This window comes from Bradyrhizobium sp. Cp5.3, assembly GCF_000426265.1.
GTDB lineage: Bacteria > Pseudomonadota > Alphaproteobacteria > Rhizobiales > Xanthobacteraceae > Bradyrhizobium > Bradyrhizobium neotropicale.
This window is the reverse complement of the sequence record NZ_AUFA01000022.1, coordinates 37,213-55,204: the sequence shown is the minus strand read 5'-3', so window position 1 is coordinate 55,204 and position 17,992 is coordinate 37,213. Positions and strand designations below refer to the sequence as shown.

General features: G+C 63.1%; 13 protein-coding genes. 1 reads left to right on the top strand and 12 read right to left on the bottom strand.

The features are described 5' to 3' along the window. Positions 1–39: 39 nt before the first annotated feature. Positions 40–1,041 carry an amidohydrolase family protein gene (locus K289_RS0126035; protein WP_027554224.1) on the top strand — a complete coding sequence of 334 codons (1,002 nt, stop codon included), beginning with the start codon at positions 40–42 and terminating at the stop codon, positions 1,039–1,041. Positions 1,042–1,217: 176 nt separating this feature from the next. Here the strand turns inward: K289_RS0126035 and K289_RS45085 are convergent, their stop codons facing one another. The 12 genes from K289_RS45085 to K289_RS0125975 all read right to left on the bottom strand — a co-directional run bounded on the left by K289_RS45085 (position 1,218) and on the right by K289_RS0125975 (position 17,992). Beyond that, on the bottom strand, positions 1,218–2,087 hold the full coding sequence (locus K289_RS45085) for an alpha/beta fold hydrolase (RefSeq protein ID WP_035685777.1): 870 nt from the start codon (positions 2,085–2,087) through the stop codon (positions 1,218–1,220). 94 nt (positions 2,088–2,181) lie between these two features. Continuing rightward, positions 2,182–4,128: an acyl CoA:acetate/3-ketoacid CoA transferase gene (locus K289_RS45080; protein ID WP_035685772.1), complete on the bottom strand. Its 1,947-nt coding sequence runs from the start codon at positions 4,126–4,128 to the stop codon at positions 2,182–2,184. 24 nt (positions 4,129–4,152) lie between these two features. Then, the gene (phaC, locus tag K289_RS0126020) at positions 4,153–5,250 is read right to left on the bottom strand and encodes a class III poly(R)-hydroxyalkanoic acid synthase subunit PhaC (RefSeq protein WP_027554223.1); all 1,098 of its coding nucleotides are present in this window, start codon (positions 5,248–5,250) and stop codon (positions 4,153–4,155) included. Next, positions 5,247–5,906, bottom strand: a complete 660-nt coding sequence (locus K289_RS0126015) for a poly(R)-hydroxyalkanoic acid synthase subunit PhaE (protein WP_027554222.1) — start codon at positions 5,904–5,906, stop codon at positions 5,247–5,249. Before K289_RS0126015 ends, phaC begins: the two co-directional genes overlap by 4 nt. Further along, positions 5,899–7,089 carry an iron-containing alcohol dehydrogenase gene (locus tag K289_RS0126010; protein ID WP_156918190.1) on the bottom strand — a complete coding sequence of 397 codons (1,191 nt, stop codon included), beginning with the start codon at positions 7,087–7,089 and terminating at the stop codon, positions 5,899–5,901. The genes K289_RS0126015 and K289_RS0126010 overlap by 8 nt, the downstream gene beginning before the upstream one ends. Before the next feature lie 38 nt (positions 7,090–7,127). Further along, entirely contained in the window at positions 7,128–8,513 is a 1,386-nt protein-coding gene (locus K289_RS0126005; protein WP_027554220.1) for an aldehyde dehydrogenase family protein, read from the bottom strand. An 11-nt stretch (positions 8,514–8,524) separates the two neighbouring features. Then, positions 8,525–10,177: an acetolactate synthase large subunit gene (locus tag K289_RS0126000; RefSeq protein WP_027554219.1), complete on the bottom strand. Its 1,653-nt coding sequence runs from the start codon at positions 10,175–10,177 to the stop codon at positions 8,525–8,527. Positions 10,178–10,502: 325 nt separating this feature from the next. Further along, positions 10,503–13,535 carry an FAD-binding and (Fe-S)-binding domain-containing protein gene (locus K289_RS0125995; RefSeq protein ID WP_027554218.1) on the bottom strand — a complete coding sequence of 1,011 codons (3,033 nt, stop codon included), beginning with the start codon at positions 13,533–13,535 and terminating at the stop codon, positions 10,503–10,505. 192 nt (positions 13,536–13,727) lie between these two features. Next, a complete protein-coding gene (locus K289_RS0125990) occupies positions 13,728–14,690 on the bottom strand; it encodes an ornithine cyclodeaminase family protein (protein ID WP_027554217.1) in 963 nt (320 codons plus the stop codon). A gap of 14 nt (positions 14,691–14,704) precedes the next feature. Beyond that, positions 14,705–15,769, bottom strand: coding sequence for a hydroxyacid dehydrogenase (locus K289_RS0125985; RefSeq protein ID WP_027554216.1), 1,065 nt, complete (start codon positions 15,767–15,769; stop codon positions 14,705–14,707). 17 nt (positions 15,770–15,786) lie between these two features. Next, the gene (locus K289_RS0125980) at positions 15,787–17,040 is read right to left on the bottom strand and encodes an amino acid aminotransferase (RefSeq protein WP_245283994.1); all 1,254 of its coding nucleotides are present in this window, start codon (positions 17,038–17,040) and stop codon (positions 15,787–15,789) included. Continuing rightward, entirely contained in the window at positions 17,003–17,992 is a 990-nt protein-coding gene (locus K289_RS0125975; protein WP_051310803.1) for a threo-3-hydroxy-L-aspartate ammonia-lyase, read from the bottom strand. The genes K289_RS0125980 and K289_RS0125975 overlap by 38 nt, the downstream gene beginning before the upstream one ends.

Sequence of the window (17,992 nt, the reverse complement as noted above, 5' to 3'; positions counted from 1 at the left end):
TGAACATGACGAATATCTGCGAACAGTAAGGATGAATAGATGTCCTACAGAAATCTGCCGCAGGCATTGCCGCGCCGGCGCGTCCTTGCACTCGGCCTTGGAGCCGCCGCAACGATACTGGACGGTACACGATCACGAGCAGCAGTTGACGCTTCGCCGACCGTAAAAACTCCCATTACTGTCGCATTGCCTCCACTAGCGACGGACGCACACTGTCACGTATTCGATCCAGAGCGATTTCCATACGCAGCGAACCGCACCTATACGCCACCTCCGAGCACGGCTGATGATCTCAATGCGTTGCATAAAGCGATGGGCATTGAACGTACCGTCATTGTCACTGCTACCGTCTACGGTACGGACAACTCAGCGACCCTCGATGCCATTCGCAAAATCGGTATCTCCCGCGCTCGGGGCGTCGCCTTAATTGAAGGAGGTACCGCTCGGCAGGAACTTGACCGCCTAAATGCCGGTGGAATCCGAGCAGTAAGGGTTTTCCTGGGCCTGACCGCCGATGTTGACGCCAAAGAGGCTGGACGACGTTTCGAAGTGACCAGCCAGCAAATCGGCGGCCTGCCCTGGCATATTCAGACGTATGCTCGCCTACCCGTACTAAACGCCTTGAAGACACAAATCTCTGCGGTTCCGGTTCCGCTCGTGCTCGATCATTTCGCTGGGCTCGACACTAGCGCAGGACTCGACCAGCCTGGATTTGCCTTCGTGCTGGATCTTCTGAAATCAGGCAAAGTCTATGTAAAGATATCCGGCCCATATTATTCGTCCGAAAGTCTCCCTGACTATGCCGACATCGCTCCCTTTGCTCGAGCGCTTGTGGCCGCGAATCCGGAACGAATTCTTTGGGGCAGCGATTTCCCGCATCCGGGCAGCGCACCGGTACCCGGACGTAAACCGACCGACCTGGCACCTCCTCGCGAGGTAGACGACGGGCGGGCTCTAAACAGATTGGCAGAATGGGTCCCCGACGCGACCGCTCGTAAGCTTATCCTTGTCGACAACCCCGCTCGTCTCTTTGGCTTTTAGACTCCTGCATCGGCAATCGGCTGTTGGGCTGCCTTCTTGAGACCCAGCGGCCGTGAGCCACGCCATGGGTCGATGTCGTCGGGCCTCACCGCACATATCGTGCGACGTAGATCGGCACGCTTCGCCCAATCCGCCGACACATCGTAGATCGCTTCCCGACGATCTCTTCCCGCTTGCTAACCATGTCGTTGTCCCAAGCCGGAAATCGTGTCCTTGAGCAGAAACTGCGTGACGACGTCGATCTGTTCCGGCGCCATCAATGGCGGCACATGGCCGCAATCGTCGAACTGGAAGACGTTGGCCCGCGGATTGCGCTTGCGCATCTCGGCGGCGAGCTCGAACGACAGCAAATCAGATTGCTTGCCGCGCAGCACCAGCGCCGGGACGTTGATCGCTTCCCAATATTCCCAGAGGTTCAGCGCCGCGTACCACGGCAAGCGGAATCCCTTCGCAATCGTCGGATCGCACAACAGCCCGTAGCCCTGCCTGGTATCGTCCCAGCGAACGCTGTGCTCGGCCAGATGCCGCCAATGTTCATCGGCAAGCTTGCCGTAGGGCGCCAGAACTTTACGGAAATACGCCTCGGCCTCCTCGATCGTCTTGAACAGCGACGGCATGTTGCCGATGTACTGGCCGATGCGCTGCAGGCCGGTCGAGGACATGAACGGTCCGATATCGTTGATCACGAGCTTGCGCACAATGCTGCCGGAGAAGCCGGCCATGATCATGCCGATCAGGCCGCCGAGCGAGGTGCCGACCCAATCCACCTCGGCAACGCCAAGCCGCGCGATCACGGCGTTCATATCGGCGCAATATTGCGGCAGCGCGTAGTGATCGGGATTGCTGATCCAGCCGCTGCGCCCGCGCCCCGGCAGATCCGGACAGATCACGCGGCGGCCGGCGGCCACCAGCCGCTCCGCCAGATGATCGAAGTCGCGGCCCTGCCGCGTCAGCCCATGCACGCAGATGATCGGCCGCTTGTCGTCCAGCGGCCCCCAATCGGCGTAGGCCAGCCGATGGAAGCCGGACGGCGATAAGCCATGCACGACATCCTCACGATCCGGTTGCGGCGTCGACGCTATCGTCGGGGCCCCTGTCACTTCAAACATCTCAGTCCCTGGTGAATATGGCGCGCGCCTGTCAGACGTCGTCCTTGCGCTGGCTGCGTGCAAAGGCCTGCGCCTCGGCGCGGGTCTCGAAGATGTGCGGGGCAACGTGGCGCTCGGTGAGCCCCTCGCCGAGCTTCAGGCGCATGAAGGCGCTGGTGGTGTAGCGCGAGGCCGAGCTGTAATAGCGCTGCTCGAGATAGGCGATCATCGAGAAATAGGTGTCGCTGACGGTGGGCTTGAGATGGAAGCCGTCATAGTTGGCGACCAGCGCGACCGGCTTGCCGACGGCGCGGCAGGCACGCTCGACCTCGCGGCGGACCATGTCGACATCCTCGACGGTGCGGACGTCAAAGCCCTCGAAATTAACGAACAGCGTGTTGCGCTCGGCGTCGTAACTGATCCGGTCGGCCGTGCTGCGGCCGAGCAGCATATGCGCGAGCCCCATCGGCCCCTCGCGGAAGATACGCGAGTCCATCGGGCGCACGTCGCGGATCAGCGGCTTGAAGTCCATCTGGGCAAGGATGTCGCGGTCGATGTCGATGCCGGGCGCGACCTCGATCAGTTCGACACCGACCGGCGTCCGCTGCAGGACGCAACGCTCGGTGACGTAGAACACCGGCTGGCCGGTCTCGGCGGCGTGATCGCCGCTGAAGGTAATCTGCTCGACCGCGGCAATGAACTTCTTCGCCGAACCCTCGCGCAGAATATGGAGCGCGCCGTCCTCGACCGCGACCTTGAGGCCGCCGCTGCTGAAGGTGCCCGCGAACACCAGCTTCTTCGAGCTTTGCGAGATATTGATGAAGCCGCCGGCGCCGGCGAGACGCTTGCCGAAGCGGCTGACATTAACATTGCCGGCACTGTCGACCTGCGCCATGCCGAGGCAGGCGAGATCGAGCCCGCCGCCGTCATAGAAATCGAACTGCTGGTTCTGGTGGATCACTGCATCCGGATTGAGCGCGGTGCCGAAATTGAGACCACCTTGCGGCATACCGCCGATGATGCCAGGCTCGGCCGTCAGCGTGAGGAACTGCAGCATGTGTTCTTCGGTCGCCACCGCGGCGACGCCCTCGGGCAAGCCGATGCCGAGATTGACCACGCCGCCGGGCGGCAGCTCGAAGGCACAGCGCCGCGCGATGATCTTGCGCTCGTCGAGCTCGAGCGGCTTGATGCGATCCATCGGCACGCGCTGCCGGCCCGAGAAGGCGTGGCTGTAGGTCGCCCCATAAGTCTGGACGTGATTGGAGGGATCGGCGACCACGACGCAGTCGACCAGGATGCCGGGGATCTGTACCTCGCGTGGATTGAGCGAATTGCTGGCCGCGATGCGTTCGACCTGGACGATGACGAAGCCGCGCGAATTCTTCGCGGCCATCGCCATCGCGAGATTGTCCAGCGTCAGCGCCTCGCGCTCCATCGTGATATTCCCGGCCGGATCGGCCGTGGTGCCGCGCAGCAGCGCCACGTTGATCGGGAAGGATTTGTAGCGCAGCCATTCCTCGTCATTGATCCGCATCAGTTCGACGAGGTCCTCCGTGGTGCTCTCGTTCAGCTTGCCGCCCTGCACGCGCGGATCGACGAAGGTCCTCAGGCCAACCTTGGAGATCACGCCCGGCCCCCGCGACGCAATGTTGCGATAGAGATGCGAGATGCAGCCGAGCGGCAGATTATAAGCCTCGATCCGGTTGGCCAGTGCGAGCTCGCCGAGCTTGGGCACCAGCGCCCAATGGCCGCCGACCACGCGCTTCAAAAGGCCGTCATGCGCGAGCCGGTTGAGACCACGATCGGCGGAATCGCCGGGCGCAGCCGCAAACATCAGTGTCAGATCGGACGGATGGCGCGTCTCGCGAAAGCGTTTCTCCAGCGCGATCAGCAGCTCGTCGGGGGTGCCGATGCCGACGAAGCCGGAGGTGCAGACCGTGTCGCGATCTCTGATGATGGCCACGGCCTCATCCGCAGTAACGATCTTGTCCTTGGTCATCGCGCTGGTTCCTGGGTCATCGCGCTAATCCCTGGCTGCGAGCCACGCCGATATGCCCTTGCTGAGCGATCCCTGCGACTTGCTGGACACGAACAGGCCGACATGGCCGCCGGGCAGCTTGATCTCCTGATAATCCTTGGTGCCGACATGGGCGCCGAGCGCGCGCGAGCATGTCGGCGGAATGATGTGGTCGTTGAGCGCGAACACATTGAGCACCGGTGCCGTCAGCCTGGAGAGATCAACGCGCCGTCCATTCAGCTCGAACTCGCCCTTCACCAGCTTGTTGTCCTGGTAGAGATCCTTCAGCCATTGCTTGGCCGCCTCGCCGGGATGCGCGGGACGGTCTGCGAGCCATTTTTCCATCCGCAAAAAATTCATCAGCTTGGCTTCATCGTCGACGACGTCGATCAGGTCGACATTGTATTTCGTCAGCGAGCGCATCGGCGTCATCAGGGAGAAGACCGAGCTCATGAACTCGCCGGGCAGTCCGCCATAGGTATCGACGAGCTTGTCGATGTCGGCACTTTCCAAGCTGCGGGTCCAGAGATTGAGGAAGCCGTGGTGCGTATCGGGATCGTCGCGGTCGGCGTGGAAGTCGATCGGCGTGATCGTCAGCACCAGGCCCTTGACCTTGTCCGGATGCAGCGCCGCGTAGCAGGTCGTGAACACACCACCTTCGCAGATGCCGAGCAGCATGATCTTGTCATGACCGGTCTCGCGGCAAACCCGCTCCACCGCGGCCTGGATGTAGTCGTCGACATAATCGTCGATGGTCAGCCAGCGCTCGGTGCGGTTGGGCTGACCCCAATCGACCAGCCAGAGATCGAGCCCCTGGCGCAGCAGGCTGCGAACCAGCGAGCGGTCTTCCTGCAAATCGGCCATGGTGTAGCGGCCAATCAGGCCGTAGGCCAGAAGCACCGGAGTCATCACCTTCTGCTCGGCGGTCGGCGTGTAGCGGAACAGCTCGACCTTGTCGCGGCGCATGACGAGCGTCTTCGGTGTCGCGCCGACATCGACGTCGTCGTCCTTGATTGCAGACACGAGCTTGCCGGCCTTCAGCATCTTGTCGGTCATCTCGGCGAACGGGCCGGCCGCGTTCCAGCCTTGCTTCTCGCTGCTCATGCATTCCCCCGCGATCCCGCCTCGACCCGACGCTCCAGCGCCCGCACCTCGCGCCGCAGCTCGGTGAGCTGGCGCGTCACCTCATCGAAGTCACGCTGGGTCGGGATGCCTAGCATCGCGGCGATGGTGTCGGAGATCTCGGACTGCCGCGCACGGAATTCGACGGCAGCCTGCAGCAACTGCTTCTGCGCGGCGAGGAATTCCTCGGTGCGCTGGTTAGCGATCAGCTCTTCATTGGCGAGCTCGTTCCAGGCGCCGAGTTGCGCGCGCCAGTTGATGTCTTTCGCCTTCTGATCTTGCGGCCGCGTGCTGAACTGCTCCGCCGCGCGCATCCAGGGCCTTGCAGCCACGACCTGATAAGCCGCGAGCTTGCCCTGCAGCTCGTTCCAGGCCGCGGTCAGATTCGCGAGCTTGCAGTCGAAATCGAGCACATCGGCCAGTCGCGGCCCCTTGGCCATCCGCTCGATGGCTTCGGCGAGGTCGTTGCCGGCCGTCATGCCAAAGCCGCTCTCGGCGGCGCGCTTCACGATGAAGGGCAGCATCGAGTTCGACCAGGTCTCGCTGACACCAGCGGCAGACGCGGCCATCGCCCGCCAGGAGTCCATCCATTGCGCGGCGATCGAACCGAACGGATTAGCCCGGCTCTCCTCAGCCATGGGAAGCCTGCGCGAAGCGGTTGCTGCCGTCGCCGAAGGCGGCGCTATAGATCGCGTAGGCATCGTCCAGCGTCATCTCTCTCGGATTGTTCACCAGCAGCCGGGTCTGCTTCATTGCGTCTTCGGCGAGCTTCTTCAGATCGTCGCGGCCGATGCCGACATCGGCGAGCGAGGCCGGCACCTGGCAGTCGCGGCCGATCGACGTCATCTCGTCGATGAAGGCCCGCGCCTTCTCTGCCTGGCTGCCGCGCAGACCGGGTTTGATGATCTCGGCGAGCTCGGCATAAAGCCCTTCCGCCGCCCGCAGGTTGAACTCAAGCACGTGACGCAGCACCAGCGCATTGGACAGACCGTGCGGCACATGGAAGATCGCGCCGATCGGATAGGCCAGCGCATGGACCGCGGCGACCGGCGCATTGGCGAAGGCCATGCCGGCGAGCATCGATCCGAGCAGCATTTCCGCGCGGGCTTCGAGATTGCCGCCGTCCTGGCAGACTTTTCGCACATTGGCCGACAGCAGCGCCAGCGCTTGGCGCGCCAACTGGTCGGATATCGGATTCTTCTTCACCTTGCTGGTATAGGCCTCGATCGCATGCACCATCGCGTCGATCCCGGTCGCGGCGGTCACGGGCGCCGGCAGGCCCAGCGTCAATTCGGGATCGAGGATCGCCCAGTCCGGGATCAGCACCGGAGAGACCACGCCTTTCTTCTCGGTGGTCGGCGTGGTGACGATCGCAATCGGCGTCACCTCCGAACCGGTGCCGGCGGTGGTCGGCACCAGCAGCAGCGGTAGGCGCTTTCCTTTCGCCAGCCCGACGCCGTAGATGTCGTCGAGACGATCCGGCGTCTTGGCGAGATAGGCGACGAGCTTGGCGGTATCAAGCGCGCTGCCGCCGCCGATCGACAGCACCAGCTCGATGTCGTCGACCCGGCAGGCGCCCGCCGCGGCTTCGACGATACGCGAAGGCGGATCGGCAACGACGTCGTCGAACACGCTGAGCTTGATGCCGGCTGCTGCAAGCGAGGCCTCGGCGCCTTTGGTCAGCCCCGCGCCGCGGACGCCCTTGTCCGTCACCAGCATCACGCGCTTGGCGCCGTAGCCCGCGACCAGCTCACTGATCTTCCCGGAGGCGCCCGGCTCGAACAAGATGTTTGCTGGCGCTTGGAAGGTGAATTTTCCGATCATGTTCCCGCTCCTCTTCGTCGCGTGGGTGCCCAGCGTCACGCGCGCCGATGCAGCACCACCATCTTTTCCTGCGTCATATCGCGCATGGTATAAGGGATGCCTCCGACGGCGTAACCGGCCTCACGTCGTCCGGCGAATGGCATCCAGTCGGTCCGAAACGTGGTGGGATCATTGATCATGACCGCCGACGCGTCCAACCGCTCACTGGCACGGAGCGCCACGTCGATGTCATCGCTGAACACGCAAGCCTGGAACGGCACACGCAGCGAATTCGCCTGCGAGATAGCCTGATCCAGCTGCGCATAGCGGTAGACGCAGACGACCGGACCGAACACCTCCTCGCGCGACACTCTCGCGTCCGCCGGTGGCTCAAGCAGGACCGTCGGCTGCATTGTGGTCGCCGACAGCCGCTCGCCGCCGATTGCGCGTCTTGCGCCGGCAGCAGTCGCTTCCCCAATCCAATCGGTGACGCGGTCAACCTCCTTGGGATTAATCAGCGGCCCGACCTCGGTCTCCAGCAAGATCGGATCACCGGTCCGCAGCTTGGCGACGCGGGCGACCAGGCTCTCGGTGAAGGCGTTGTAGATGGCTTCATGCACGAAGATGCGCTGAGTCGACACGCAGACTTGGCCTGCATGGTAGAAGCCGCCCTTCACCAGCGGCTCAATGACGCGGTCGAGATTGATGCTGCGGTCGACGATCGCTGGTGCCACGCCGCCATGCTCGAGCGCAGAACGGGTGCCATGCGCAAGCTTGCCATGCAGCCGCCAGCCAACGCTGGCCGAGCCGATGAAGCTCAGGAAACTGATGCGTGGGTCGCAGGCCAACTGCTCGGCAAGCGCCGAGCCGCGCGGGATGAAGGTCTGACACCATGCTGCCGGCAGACCCGCCTCACGCAGGAGCGCCACCAAATCGAGGCAGCTCAGTGGCGTCGCGCTCGCCGGCTTGATGATGACCGGGCAGCCGACCGCGATCGCCGGCGCAACCTGATGCACAATCAGATTGAGCGGATGATTGAACGCCGAGATCGCGAACACCACGCCGATCGGCTCGCGTGTCGTGAACGCCCAGCGGCTGCTGGACGCCGCCGTCAGCCCCATCGGGATTTCACGGCCGGCGAAGTTCCTGAGTTCATCGGCCGCACAATGCAGGCCGTCAATTGCGTGTGTTACCTCGACGATTGCATCGGTGAGCGGCTTGCCGCCCTCGCGCGCGATCTGGCGCGCGAAATGGTCGCGCCGTCCATCCAGTAACGTCGCCGCCCGCCGCAACACCGCCGCGCGGACATGTGGCGCCAGCCAACCATCACGGTCGGCGAGGACGCCAAGTGCCGCCACTATCTTCACTTCCATGGCATCGGCATCGTCGACCGGGACCTCCGCAAAGAGGGCTCGGTCGAACGCCTGTACTACCTGCAACATCGCAATGCTCCTCAGTTAGGCTCGACTCCGAGCTTGCGATTGCGCAACTCGTCGACCAGAACCCGCGTGTTCTCGGAATAGTCGATGGCGACATCGACGAGATGCGCGCCGCCGCCCTTGAATGCCGCCTCCATCGCCGGCACGAGCCCATCGACCGAGGTGACGCGCGAGCCCTTGGCGCCGTAGGACTCCGCGTAGCGAACGAAATCCGGGTTATCGAAGGTGAGGCCGAAATCCGGGAAGGTGTCGACCGCCTGCTTCCATCGGATCATGCCGTAGGCGCCATCATTGAGGATCAGGACAACCAGGTTGAGCTTGAGGCGGACCGCCGTCTCCAGCTCCTGGCTGTTCATCATGAAACCGCCGTCGCCGCAGATCGCCATGACGCGGCGATCCGGATAGAGCATTGCCGCCATCATCGCCGAGGGCAGGCCGGCGCCCATCGTGGCCAGCGCGTTGTCGAGCAATAGCGTATTGGCGACATAAGTCCGGTAGTTGCGCGCGAACCAGATCTTGTACATGCCGTTGTCTAGCGCGACGATGCCATTCTCCGGGATCACCTGACGGACGTCGTGCACCAGCCGCTGCCGCGTCACCGGCCAGCGGTTTTCAGTATTGCGGTCGGAAATGCGGCCGAGAATGCCGTCGCGCAGCGGCAGCAAGGCCTTTGCGTTCGGCAGCTTGCCTTCGAGTCGGTCCGCGAGCAACTCCAGGCTTGGGCCGACATCGCCCACGACCTCAGAATGCGGGAAATAGACCTGCTCCACGGTTGCTGGCGAGTAGCCGACATGAATCACCTGTGGCCCCTTGGGACCCATGATGAACGGTGGCTTCTCCACGGTGTCGTGGCCGATGGCGATGATCAGGTCGGCCTGATCGATCGCTTCATGTACATAGTCGCGCTCCGATAGCGCGGCTGTGCCCATATAAAGGTTGGTGCCGCCGGGAACGGTGCCCTTTCCCATTTGCGTGGTGAAGAAGGGAATGCCGGTGCGGCGCACGAAGCCCGCGAGACCAAAGGTCGAACGCGGGCGGCTGGCGGCGGCCGCGAGCATGATTAGCGGGCGCTTCGCCGCCAAGATCATCTCGGCCGCACGATCTAACGCCGCGCGGTGCGCGACGGGGATCTCGATTGGGTGGATCGGTACCATCGGCACCGTCTCGACCTCATCACCGGCGATGTCTTCGGGCAACTCGAGCAGGACCGGGCCCGGCCGCTCCTCCATTGCTACACGGAAGGCATCGCGGACCAGGGTGGGGATCGAGGCCGCGCTGACAATCTGCCGCGACATCTTCGTCAGCGGCTTCATCGAGGCGACCACGTCGACGATCTGGAACCGTGCTTGCCGGCTGGTCATGATCGCCTTTTGGCCTGTGATCATCAGCATCGGCATGGCGCCAAGATGGGCATAGGCCGCGCCGGTCGAGAAGTTCAGGGCACCCGGACCGAGCGTCGAGATACAGACGCCGGGCCGGCCGGTCAGCCGGCCATGGGTTGCTGCCATGAATGCCGCCGCCTGCTCGTGGCGGGTCAACACCAGCTCGATCTTCGAATTACGCAAGGACTCGACGACATCGAGATTTTCCTCGCCCGGCACGCCAAATATCCGGTCGACCCCTTCATGCTCCAACGCCGCTACAAGTAGATCAGAACCCTTCGTCATCATTCCACTCCTTGCTGCCGACTTGCATGGTGCATGGAGTACGCACCAATCTCCCCATCGGCCGGTTTACTCGTTCGATCTGTTTCAGTTTTATTCGACACTCGACTACGGCCTTGCCAATTTGGAGCACCGGCCTGCAGAGCTACAGGGACTTCCTGTCTCAAATAGTGATACAGCGCTAATCACGGCATTCTCCGGTGGTTGATGAAGTTGTCATATGTAGTTCATCCACTGAAGATCGCCGCCGAGTTAGAGAGCAGTCCTTATGGCCCGTGATAGGCGCGATGCAGCGCCATCGGAGGTCATGAGCGCGAACTGCGCTCAGTCAAGGCCCGCGCAACAAGGCTGTCAGCGCGTGCGCTGGATGAAGTAGGGTTTGCCGGTCCACAATTTGAACCTGCGACCGGCATGAGTAGCCGGTCGCAAGCAAACGACCGCTCTTCGCCGATTCCGCAACCCGAGGCCCCCAGCTCATCGCGTAGATTCGCTCAGATGTGATGCGGTGGTCGACTTCGTGGCCATAGGTCCCGGCCATACCGCAACAACCTGAAGGCAGCACGCGCAGAGCCGCACCCGCCGCGTTGAATGCCGCTTGCCAGTCCTTCAAGCTGGACACGGCAAGCGATCGCTCTGAGCAGTGCGGCAGCAGCAGATATTCCCCAGCGGAGTTCGACGATCTCGGAATTGCATCGCGGTGACGGGCGAGCCATTCCTGGATCAGCAGCACCGGCGGCGGACGGTCCACTTCCGCGAGCATGTTGTAGTCCGAGCGATAGGTCAGCGTCATCGAGGCGTCGACGCCGACCAGCTCGACGCCGGTCGCGGCCAATTCGCGCAGCATGGCGGCGTTGCGCGAGGCTGCGCGATCGAAGGCGCAGAGGAAGCCATGCACGTGCAGCGGCTTTCCATTCGGGAGGAAGGGCGCGACGAACGGCTTGAAGCCGATGGCCTGGATCAGATCGAGCACCGCCAACACCACGTGCGTTTCGTACCAGCTCGTAAAAGCGTCCTGCACCAGAACCACGCTGCGCGCGCGCTCTTCGGCCGACAGCGCAGCCAGCGCCTCCGGCGTTGCCATTGCAATCCCGCGCGTCGCCAATTCCTGCCGCATCGAAATGGCGGAGAATTTTGGCGTGTGCACCAGGCCGATCGCCCGCATCGCGGCGCGACCCGCCGGGTTGTCGAGGAGCAAATTGTACAGCCAGCCCACTTTGCCGAGCGCCGGCAGCATAGCCTCCAGAGAAGCGACCATGTGGTGGCGGACTGGGCGCAGATAGCGGCCGTAGTAGAGCTCGAGGAATTTTGCCCGGAACGTGGGAACGTCGACCTTGATCGGACACTGCCCGCTGCAGGATTTGCAGGCGAGGCAGCCGTCCATCGCATCCATCACGGCGTGCGAGAAATCCGGCTCGCGTCTCCAGCTGTTGCGTAGCCGAGCGAGCAGCCCTCGCCACGGCGATCCACCGCGAAGCTTGTTGGCTTCCGCGATCGGGTCGACGCCAACCGCCGCCAGTTGACGTAGCCATTCACGGGTCAGCGAGGCCCGGCCCTTCGGCGAATGCCGGCGATCGCGCGTCGCCTTGTAGGACGGACACATCGCCTCGTCCGCATCCCAGGTGAAGCACGCGCCGTTGCCGTTGCAGTGGAGCGCTTCGTCATAGGCGGCGCGGACGGAGCGGGGAATGGTCCGGTCGAGCTGGCCGCGCGTCGTCAGCCCATCGATCGCAAGCAGCTTGCCGTCCTCGGGCGCAGCGATCTTGCCCGGATTGAGCTGGTTGCGCGGGTCGAACGCGGCCTTGATGGATTGCAGGGTCGGATAGAGCGGGCCGAAGAAGCGCGGCGAGAATTCGGAACGAACGCCCTTGCCATGCTCGCCCCACAGCAGCCCGCCATATTTCTTGGCGATCCGCACCACGTCTTCGGTGATCTCCCGGATCAGCAGCTCTTGTGCCGGATCCTTCATGTCGATCGCCGGCCGCACGTGCAGCACGCCGGCATCGACATGGCCGAACATGCCGTAAGTGAGGTTGCGGGCGTCCAGTGCGGCGCGGAACTCGGCGATATAGTCGGCGAGGTGCTCCGGCGGGACGGCGGTGTCCTCGACAAAGGGGATCGGCCGCTTGTCGCCCTGCATGTTGCCGAGCAGGCCGACCGATTTTTTCCGCATGTCCCAGATCGCGCCGACATCGGCTTCGCCGCGCGCCACGGTGAAGCCACGGCGGCCGCGCGATGGCCCGGCGGACGCGAGCGCGTCGGTCACCTTGCGCACGGACGTCTCGACATCGGCCTCGACGTTGCCGACGAACTCGACCAGATTCACGCCGGTGGCGCGCTGTCCGTCGTCTTCGGGGAAGTATTGCCGGACGGAGTCCCAGATCACGTCGTCCTGGGCGAGGCCGAGCACTCTGGAATCCACAGTCTCGATCGAGGCGGCGCCGAACCGGATCAACTCCTGCGCATCGCGCAACGCGGCGTCGAAGCTGCCATAGCGCACGTTGACCAGGGCGCTGTGCTTCGGGATCGGCACCACATTGAGCTTGGCCTCGGCGATCAGTGCCAGCGTGCCTTCGCTACCGCACAGGATCGAATTGAGGTTGAAGCGTCCGCGCTCATCGCGGATATGCGCGAGATCGTAACCGGTCAGGCAGCGGTTCAGCTTAGGGAAGTGGGCTGCGATCAGGTCCGCCTGCTCGCGCTGGATCGCGTCGACCAGCCGGTGAACCGCACCGACGCGGTCGCTGCGGCGCTTGATGTGCTGCAGCTCCTCGTCTTCGATCGGCCGCGAGGTCCAGACCGTGCCGTCGAGCAACACGGCCGTCAGCTCCAGCACGTGGTCGCGCGTCTTGCCATAGAGGCAGGAACCCTGGCCGCTCGCATCCGTGCTGATCATGCCGCCGATCGTGGCGCGATTGGAGGTGGAGAGCTCCGGCGGAAAGAACAGGCCGTGTTCGGCGAGGGCGGCATTGAGCTGATCCTTCACGACGCCGGCCTGCACCCGCACCCAGCGCTGTTCCGGGTTGATTTCGAGGATGCGGTTCATGTGGCGCGAGACATCGACCACCATGCCTTCAGTCAGAGATTGGCCATTGGTGCCGGTTCCGCCACCGCGCGGCGCGAACACGATGTCCTTGAAGCGCTCTCCCGCTGTGACGCGCGCAAGGCGCACCAGATCGTCGACGTTGCGCGGAAACGCGATGAGTTGCGGAAGCAGCTGGTAGATCGAGTTGTCGGTCGCCGAGACGATCCGGTCGGCATCGGCTGGCGTCAGATCGCCCTCGAACCCGCGCAGGCGCAGCTCTGCGATGAGCTCAGCATGCAGCGGAGCAGAAGACGGCATATCGGAGATGCGTGGCAGCATAAAGTCTCTCCAGGCCTGCTGGACGTCTTAACTGACGGCTGGCCCGTTCTCTTTGAAGCGCCGCTAACAACGCAAGCGCGTTGGGCGAGGGATCAAGAACAACTCTGTTCTAGAGTAAACTGCAGGGTCGCCCTACGTTGGATGGTTGCCATCGCGGAAGATGCGGTTGATCTGCCTCACAGTCGATGAACCCTACCGATGTTCGTCAGTTTTGCTCTTTCCTGGCCGAAGCAACTCCACAAGCTTTTGGCAGACGCAAAGGTCCTGCAGCGAGATGCCCGAGCTGTCGAAGATGGTGATGTCGTCGGGCGAGGTGCGGCCTGTCGCTTTGTCGGTCAGGACCAAGCCGATGGCGGTCAAGGCGACGCCGCCGGATGCGATGAGGGACGCGGCATGCTGGAATTCGCCAATCGTGGTCGATTGTTCCGGTAGGTCGCAGAAAAGTTTTGCGCGCTTGAACAGCGCGGGCGGCAGTTCCTGCTTGCCTTTTGAATCAGCCCCCATAGACGAAATATGCGTTCCCGGCTTGACCCAATCTGCCTCAAACAACGGCGCGGTCGACGGCGTCGCCGTGACGATCATATCGGCTGCCCGGCAGGCGGCCTCGGCGTTGGCAATCTCCGCACGCAGGCCGTGTTTAGCGAGACGCGCAATGAAACGATCCCCCTCGGTTGCGATGTCTTGCGTGACGACGAGAACGCGATCGATCGGTCGGATCTTGGCCAAGGCCAGACATTCATATCCGGCCTGATTGCCCGCACCAAACACCGCGAGGCTGCGCGAGTCAGAGCGTGCAAGACTGTCCGCGGCAACCGCATCGGCCGCGGACGTCCGATAGGCGTTGACGAGCCCGGCCTCCACGACGGCGCCGATACGGCCGACCGTCTGATCGATGAGGATCGTCACGGAATTGTGCGATGGAATTCCGCGCTTCTTGTTTGCCGGCCAATTGAACCCCATCTTAGTGCCGGCAATGTCTCCCGCAATACCTGCCTTGACGGAGAAGCGATTGCCACTGTCCGAGCCATGGGCAATCACGGCGGGAAAGACCTTGCTATTGGACGACACCGCAAGGATCAACGCCTCACGAACCGCATCAAACGCGAGTTCGTGACTGATAGCGGCGGCAGTCTCCTGCTCGGATATGAAAATCACAGCTCTCTCCGCATTCACGACGATTGCAATGCGCGTGGCACGTTGGCCTTAAGCACGCTCCCGCTGCGCTCCAGGACGAGCGGCCAGACCTCGGCATTGACAAGACGCGGTGGCTTCTCGCCGTGCAACAGCCCGATCAATTGATCCGCTGCCCATGCGGCAACGTTGCGGCGCGCTTCATGGGTTACGCCCGCCGTGTGATAGGTGGCGACGACGTTCTCGAGCCGAAGGAGAGGATTGTCGAGCGGCGGTGGTTCCGGCATCCACACATCTAGCCCAGCGCCTGCGAGATGGCCGGAGGTCAGCGCCTCGGCAAGCGCGGCTTCGTCGTGAATGCCGCCGCGCGCCGTCGAGATGAACACGGCGCCCTTTTTCATGGACGCGAACGCGTGCGCACCGAACATGCCGCGCGTCGTGTTGTCGAGTGGGCAGTGTAGAGAGACGAAATCGGACGCGGCCAGCAACGTTGGCAGATCGACCGGCTCACCGCCTCGCGCCCGGATGTCCTGCTCCGAGAGCAACGGATCATGGGCCAGGATCTTCAGGTCGAACGCCTTTGCCACATGCGCAACCTGACCTCCGGTATGCCCGATGCCGACGATGCCGAGTGTTGCCCCCGAAATCTCATGGCCCATCAGGGATTCGCGTGAGAAGCCTCGCTCTGTTCGAAGCTTCCGGTCGGACAACGGAATCTTGCGCGACACGGACAACATCAGCCCGATGGCAAGCTCGGCGACCGAGCGCGCATTGCCGCCGACCTGATTAACCACGGCAACGCCGGCGCGGGTGCAGGCATCGACATCGACGGTGTCGAAGCCAGCTGCGCCCGAAGACACCGCCAGGAGATTTGGAAAGCGCTTCAGGAGATCCTCGCGCGCATGCCATTTGAGTGGCAATTCATCCCGCGCCGGCGAGATCTGGTAGATGTGGGCCTGCTCAAGCAGGGCGGCGTTGTCATCATCCGGCGCGGCCAGGCGCCCGATATCGAGCTGGATGTCAGTCTGACTGCGCATGCGCTCGTCGAAGACCGGATTGATCCAAAGATCGAAGCGGAATACGCGTTTGAGGGGAGGCGACATGGGTGATCCTCCAGTGTTCAGCCAGCCAATACTTGGCCGAGCGCGTCCAGGACGCGCCCGATATTGTGTTCATTCAAAGCCGCCACACAGATGCGGCCTGTGTCGACAGCATAGATGCCGTGGGCGACGCGAAGCCGCTCTACCTCCTGCGCGGTGAGGCCGGAATAGGAAAACATGCCCTTCTGCGCCTTGATCCGATCGAAGCTGCGCTCGGGAAATTGCTGCTGCAGGCTTTCGGCCAGACGCCGGCGCATCGAGACGATGCGCTCGCGCATCTCGCCCAATTCCCGTTCCCAGTCGGCACGGAGCTCCGGCGTGGTCAGTACCGTCTCGACGATAACCGCGCCGTGGGTCGGCGGATTTGAATAACTTGTGCGAATGATGCGTTTGGCAAGGTCCTCAACCTTCTTCTTGGCGTCGGCGCTCTCGGCAACGATGGTTAGCGCCCCGACCCGCTCGCCATACAGCGAGAAGGACTTCGAGAACGACGATGCAACGAAGAATTCCATCCCAGCTTCGGCGAGAACACCAAGCACCAAAGCATCGTCATCAAGGCCATCCCCGAAGCCCTGATAGGCAATATCGATGAAGGGAGTGAGGCCTCGCGCCTTCAGGATGGATATAACGGTCCGCCACTGATCGGGCGTCAGGTCGTTGCCGGTCGGATTGTGACAGCAAGCATGCAGCACCACGATCGATCCCGCCGTCATGCGACGCAGGAAGGCCTGCATGGCCTCGAAATCGATGCCGCCGAGTTCGGCCGAGTAATAGGGGTAGCTCACGACCGCAAACCCCGCTGCATCGAACAATGAGCGATGGTTCTCCCAGCTCGGATTGCTGACGGCCACGGTCGCCCCAGGAGAAAGGCGAGCCAGCACATCGGCGCCGATCTTCAAAGCGCCGGTACCGCCGATCGTCTGGAGGGTCGTGACTCGTTCCCGGCTGATCGCGCCGGCATTTGCCGTCAAAAGCAGATCCTGGACGGCGGTGCGATAACCCGGAGTACCTTCGAGCGGACGGTATGTCTTCGGTAGCGCCTGATCGATCCATCTGCGCTCGGCCTTCTGAACGGAGCGCAGTCTCGGCACGGCGCCATTGGCGTCCGTGTAGACCCCGAGCACCAGATTGAGCTTTTCTGGATTGCGGTCGGCCGTGAACTCCTGCCAGAGCCGGATGATCGGATCAATCGGGATCGAGGGAATGTTCGAGAACAAAGACGACATGAGTGCTTCCTCAGGAGATAAGCCGACCGAAGCGATCGAGATCGACATTGCCGCCGCTAACGATCACGCCGACATTCTTGCCCGCGACGTCAAGCTTGCCCGCCAGCAGCGCGGCCAACGGGAGGGCGCCGGTCGGCTCCACGACGAGCTTCATGCGCTGGGTAAGCAATTTCATCGCCGCGATGATCTCGTCGTCCGTGACCAGCACGATATCGTGCACGTGACGGCGGATGATCTCAAAGTTGAGCGAGCCGAGGTGAGTTGCGAGCGCGCCTTCAGGAAGGCCCTTCGGGGGTGGGATGCGGATCACCCGGCCTGCCCTAAGCGATTGAAGGCCGTCATCGCCGCCAACCGGCTCGACGCCGATCACCCTGCAATTCGGGTTAGTGCCGTGTACCGCGACCGACACGCCCGAGAGCAAGCCACCGCCGCCAAGCGTCGCCACGACCATATCGAGAGGGGGAGCGTCCTCGATCAGTTCGAGGGTCGCCGTGCCCTGGCCGGCAACAATATGCCGGTGGTCATATGGCGGAACAATCGTCAGTCCGTGCTCTGCGGCGATGTCTGCGGCGAGCTTGTCACGATCGGTCGAGAAGCGGTCATAGATCTGGACGGTTGCCCCATATCCTTTGGTCGCCGCGACTTTCGATGCCGCGGAATCGTGCGGCATCAGGATTCGCGCCGGGGCTCCCAGCAGCTTGGCGGCCAGCGCCGTCGCCTGAGCGTGGTTGCCCGATGAGAAGGTGATCACCCCTGCGCGTCGCTGCGCGTCATTCAGCTGGGAGATGAAGTTATAGGCGCCGCGGAACTTGAAGGCGCCCATCCGCTGAAAGTTCTCGCATTTGAAGAACAACCGGCCGCCGACGCGCGCGTCGACGATGGTGGAGGTCATGACAGGCGTGCGATGCGCCACGCCGTCGAGGCGCGATGCAGCGGCGCGGACATCATCGAGCACTGGCAGCGTGTCGGACTCGGGCTGAAGCTTGAGCGCTTGACTCAT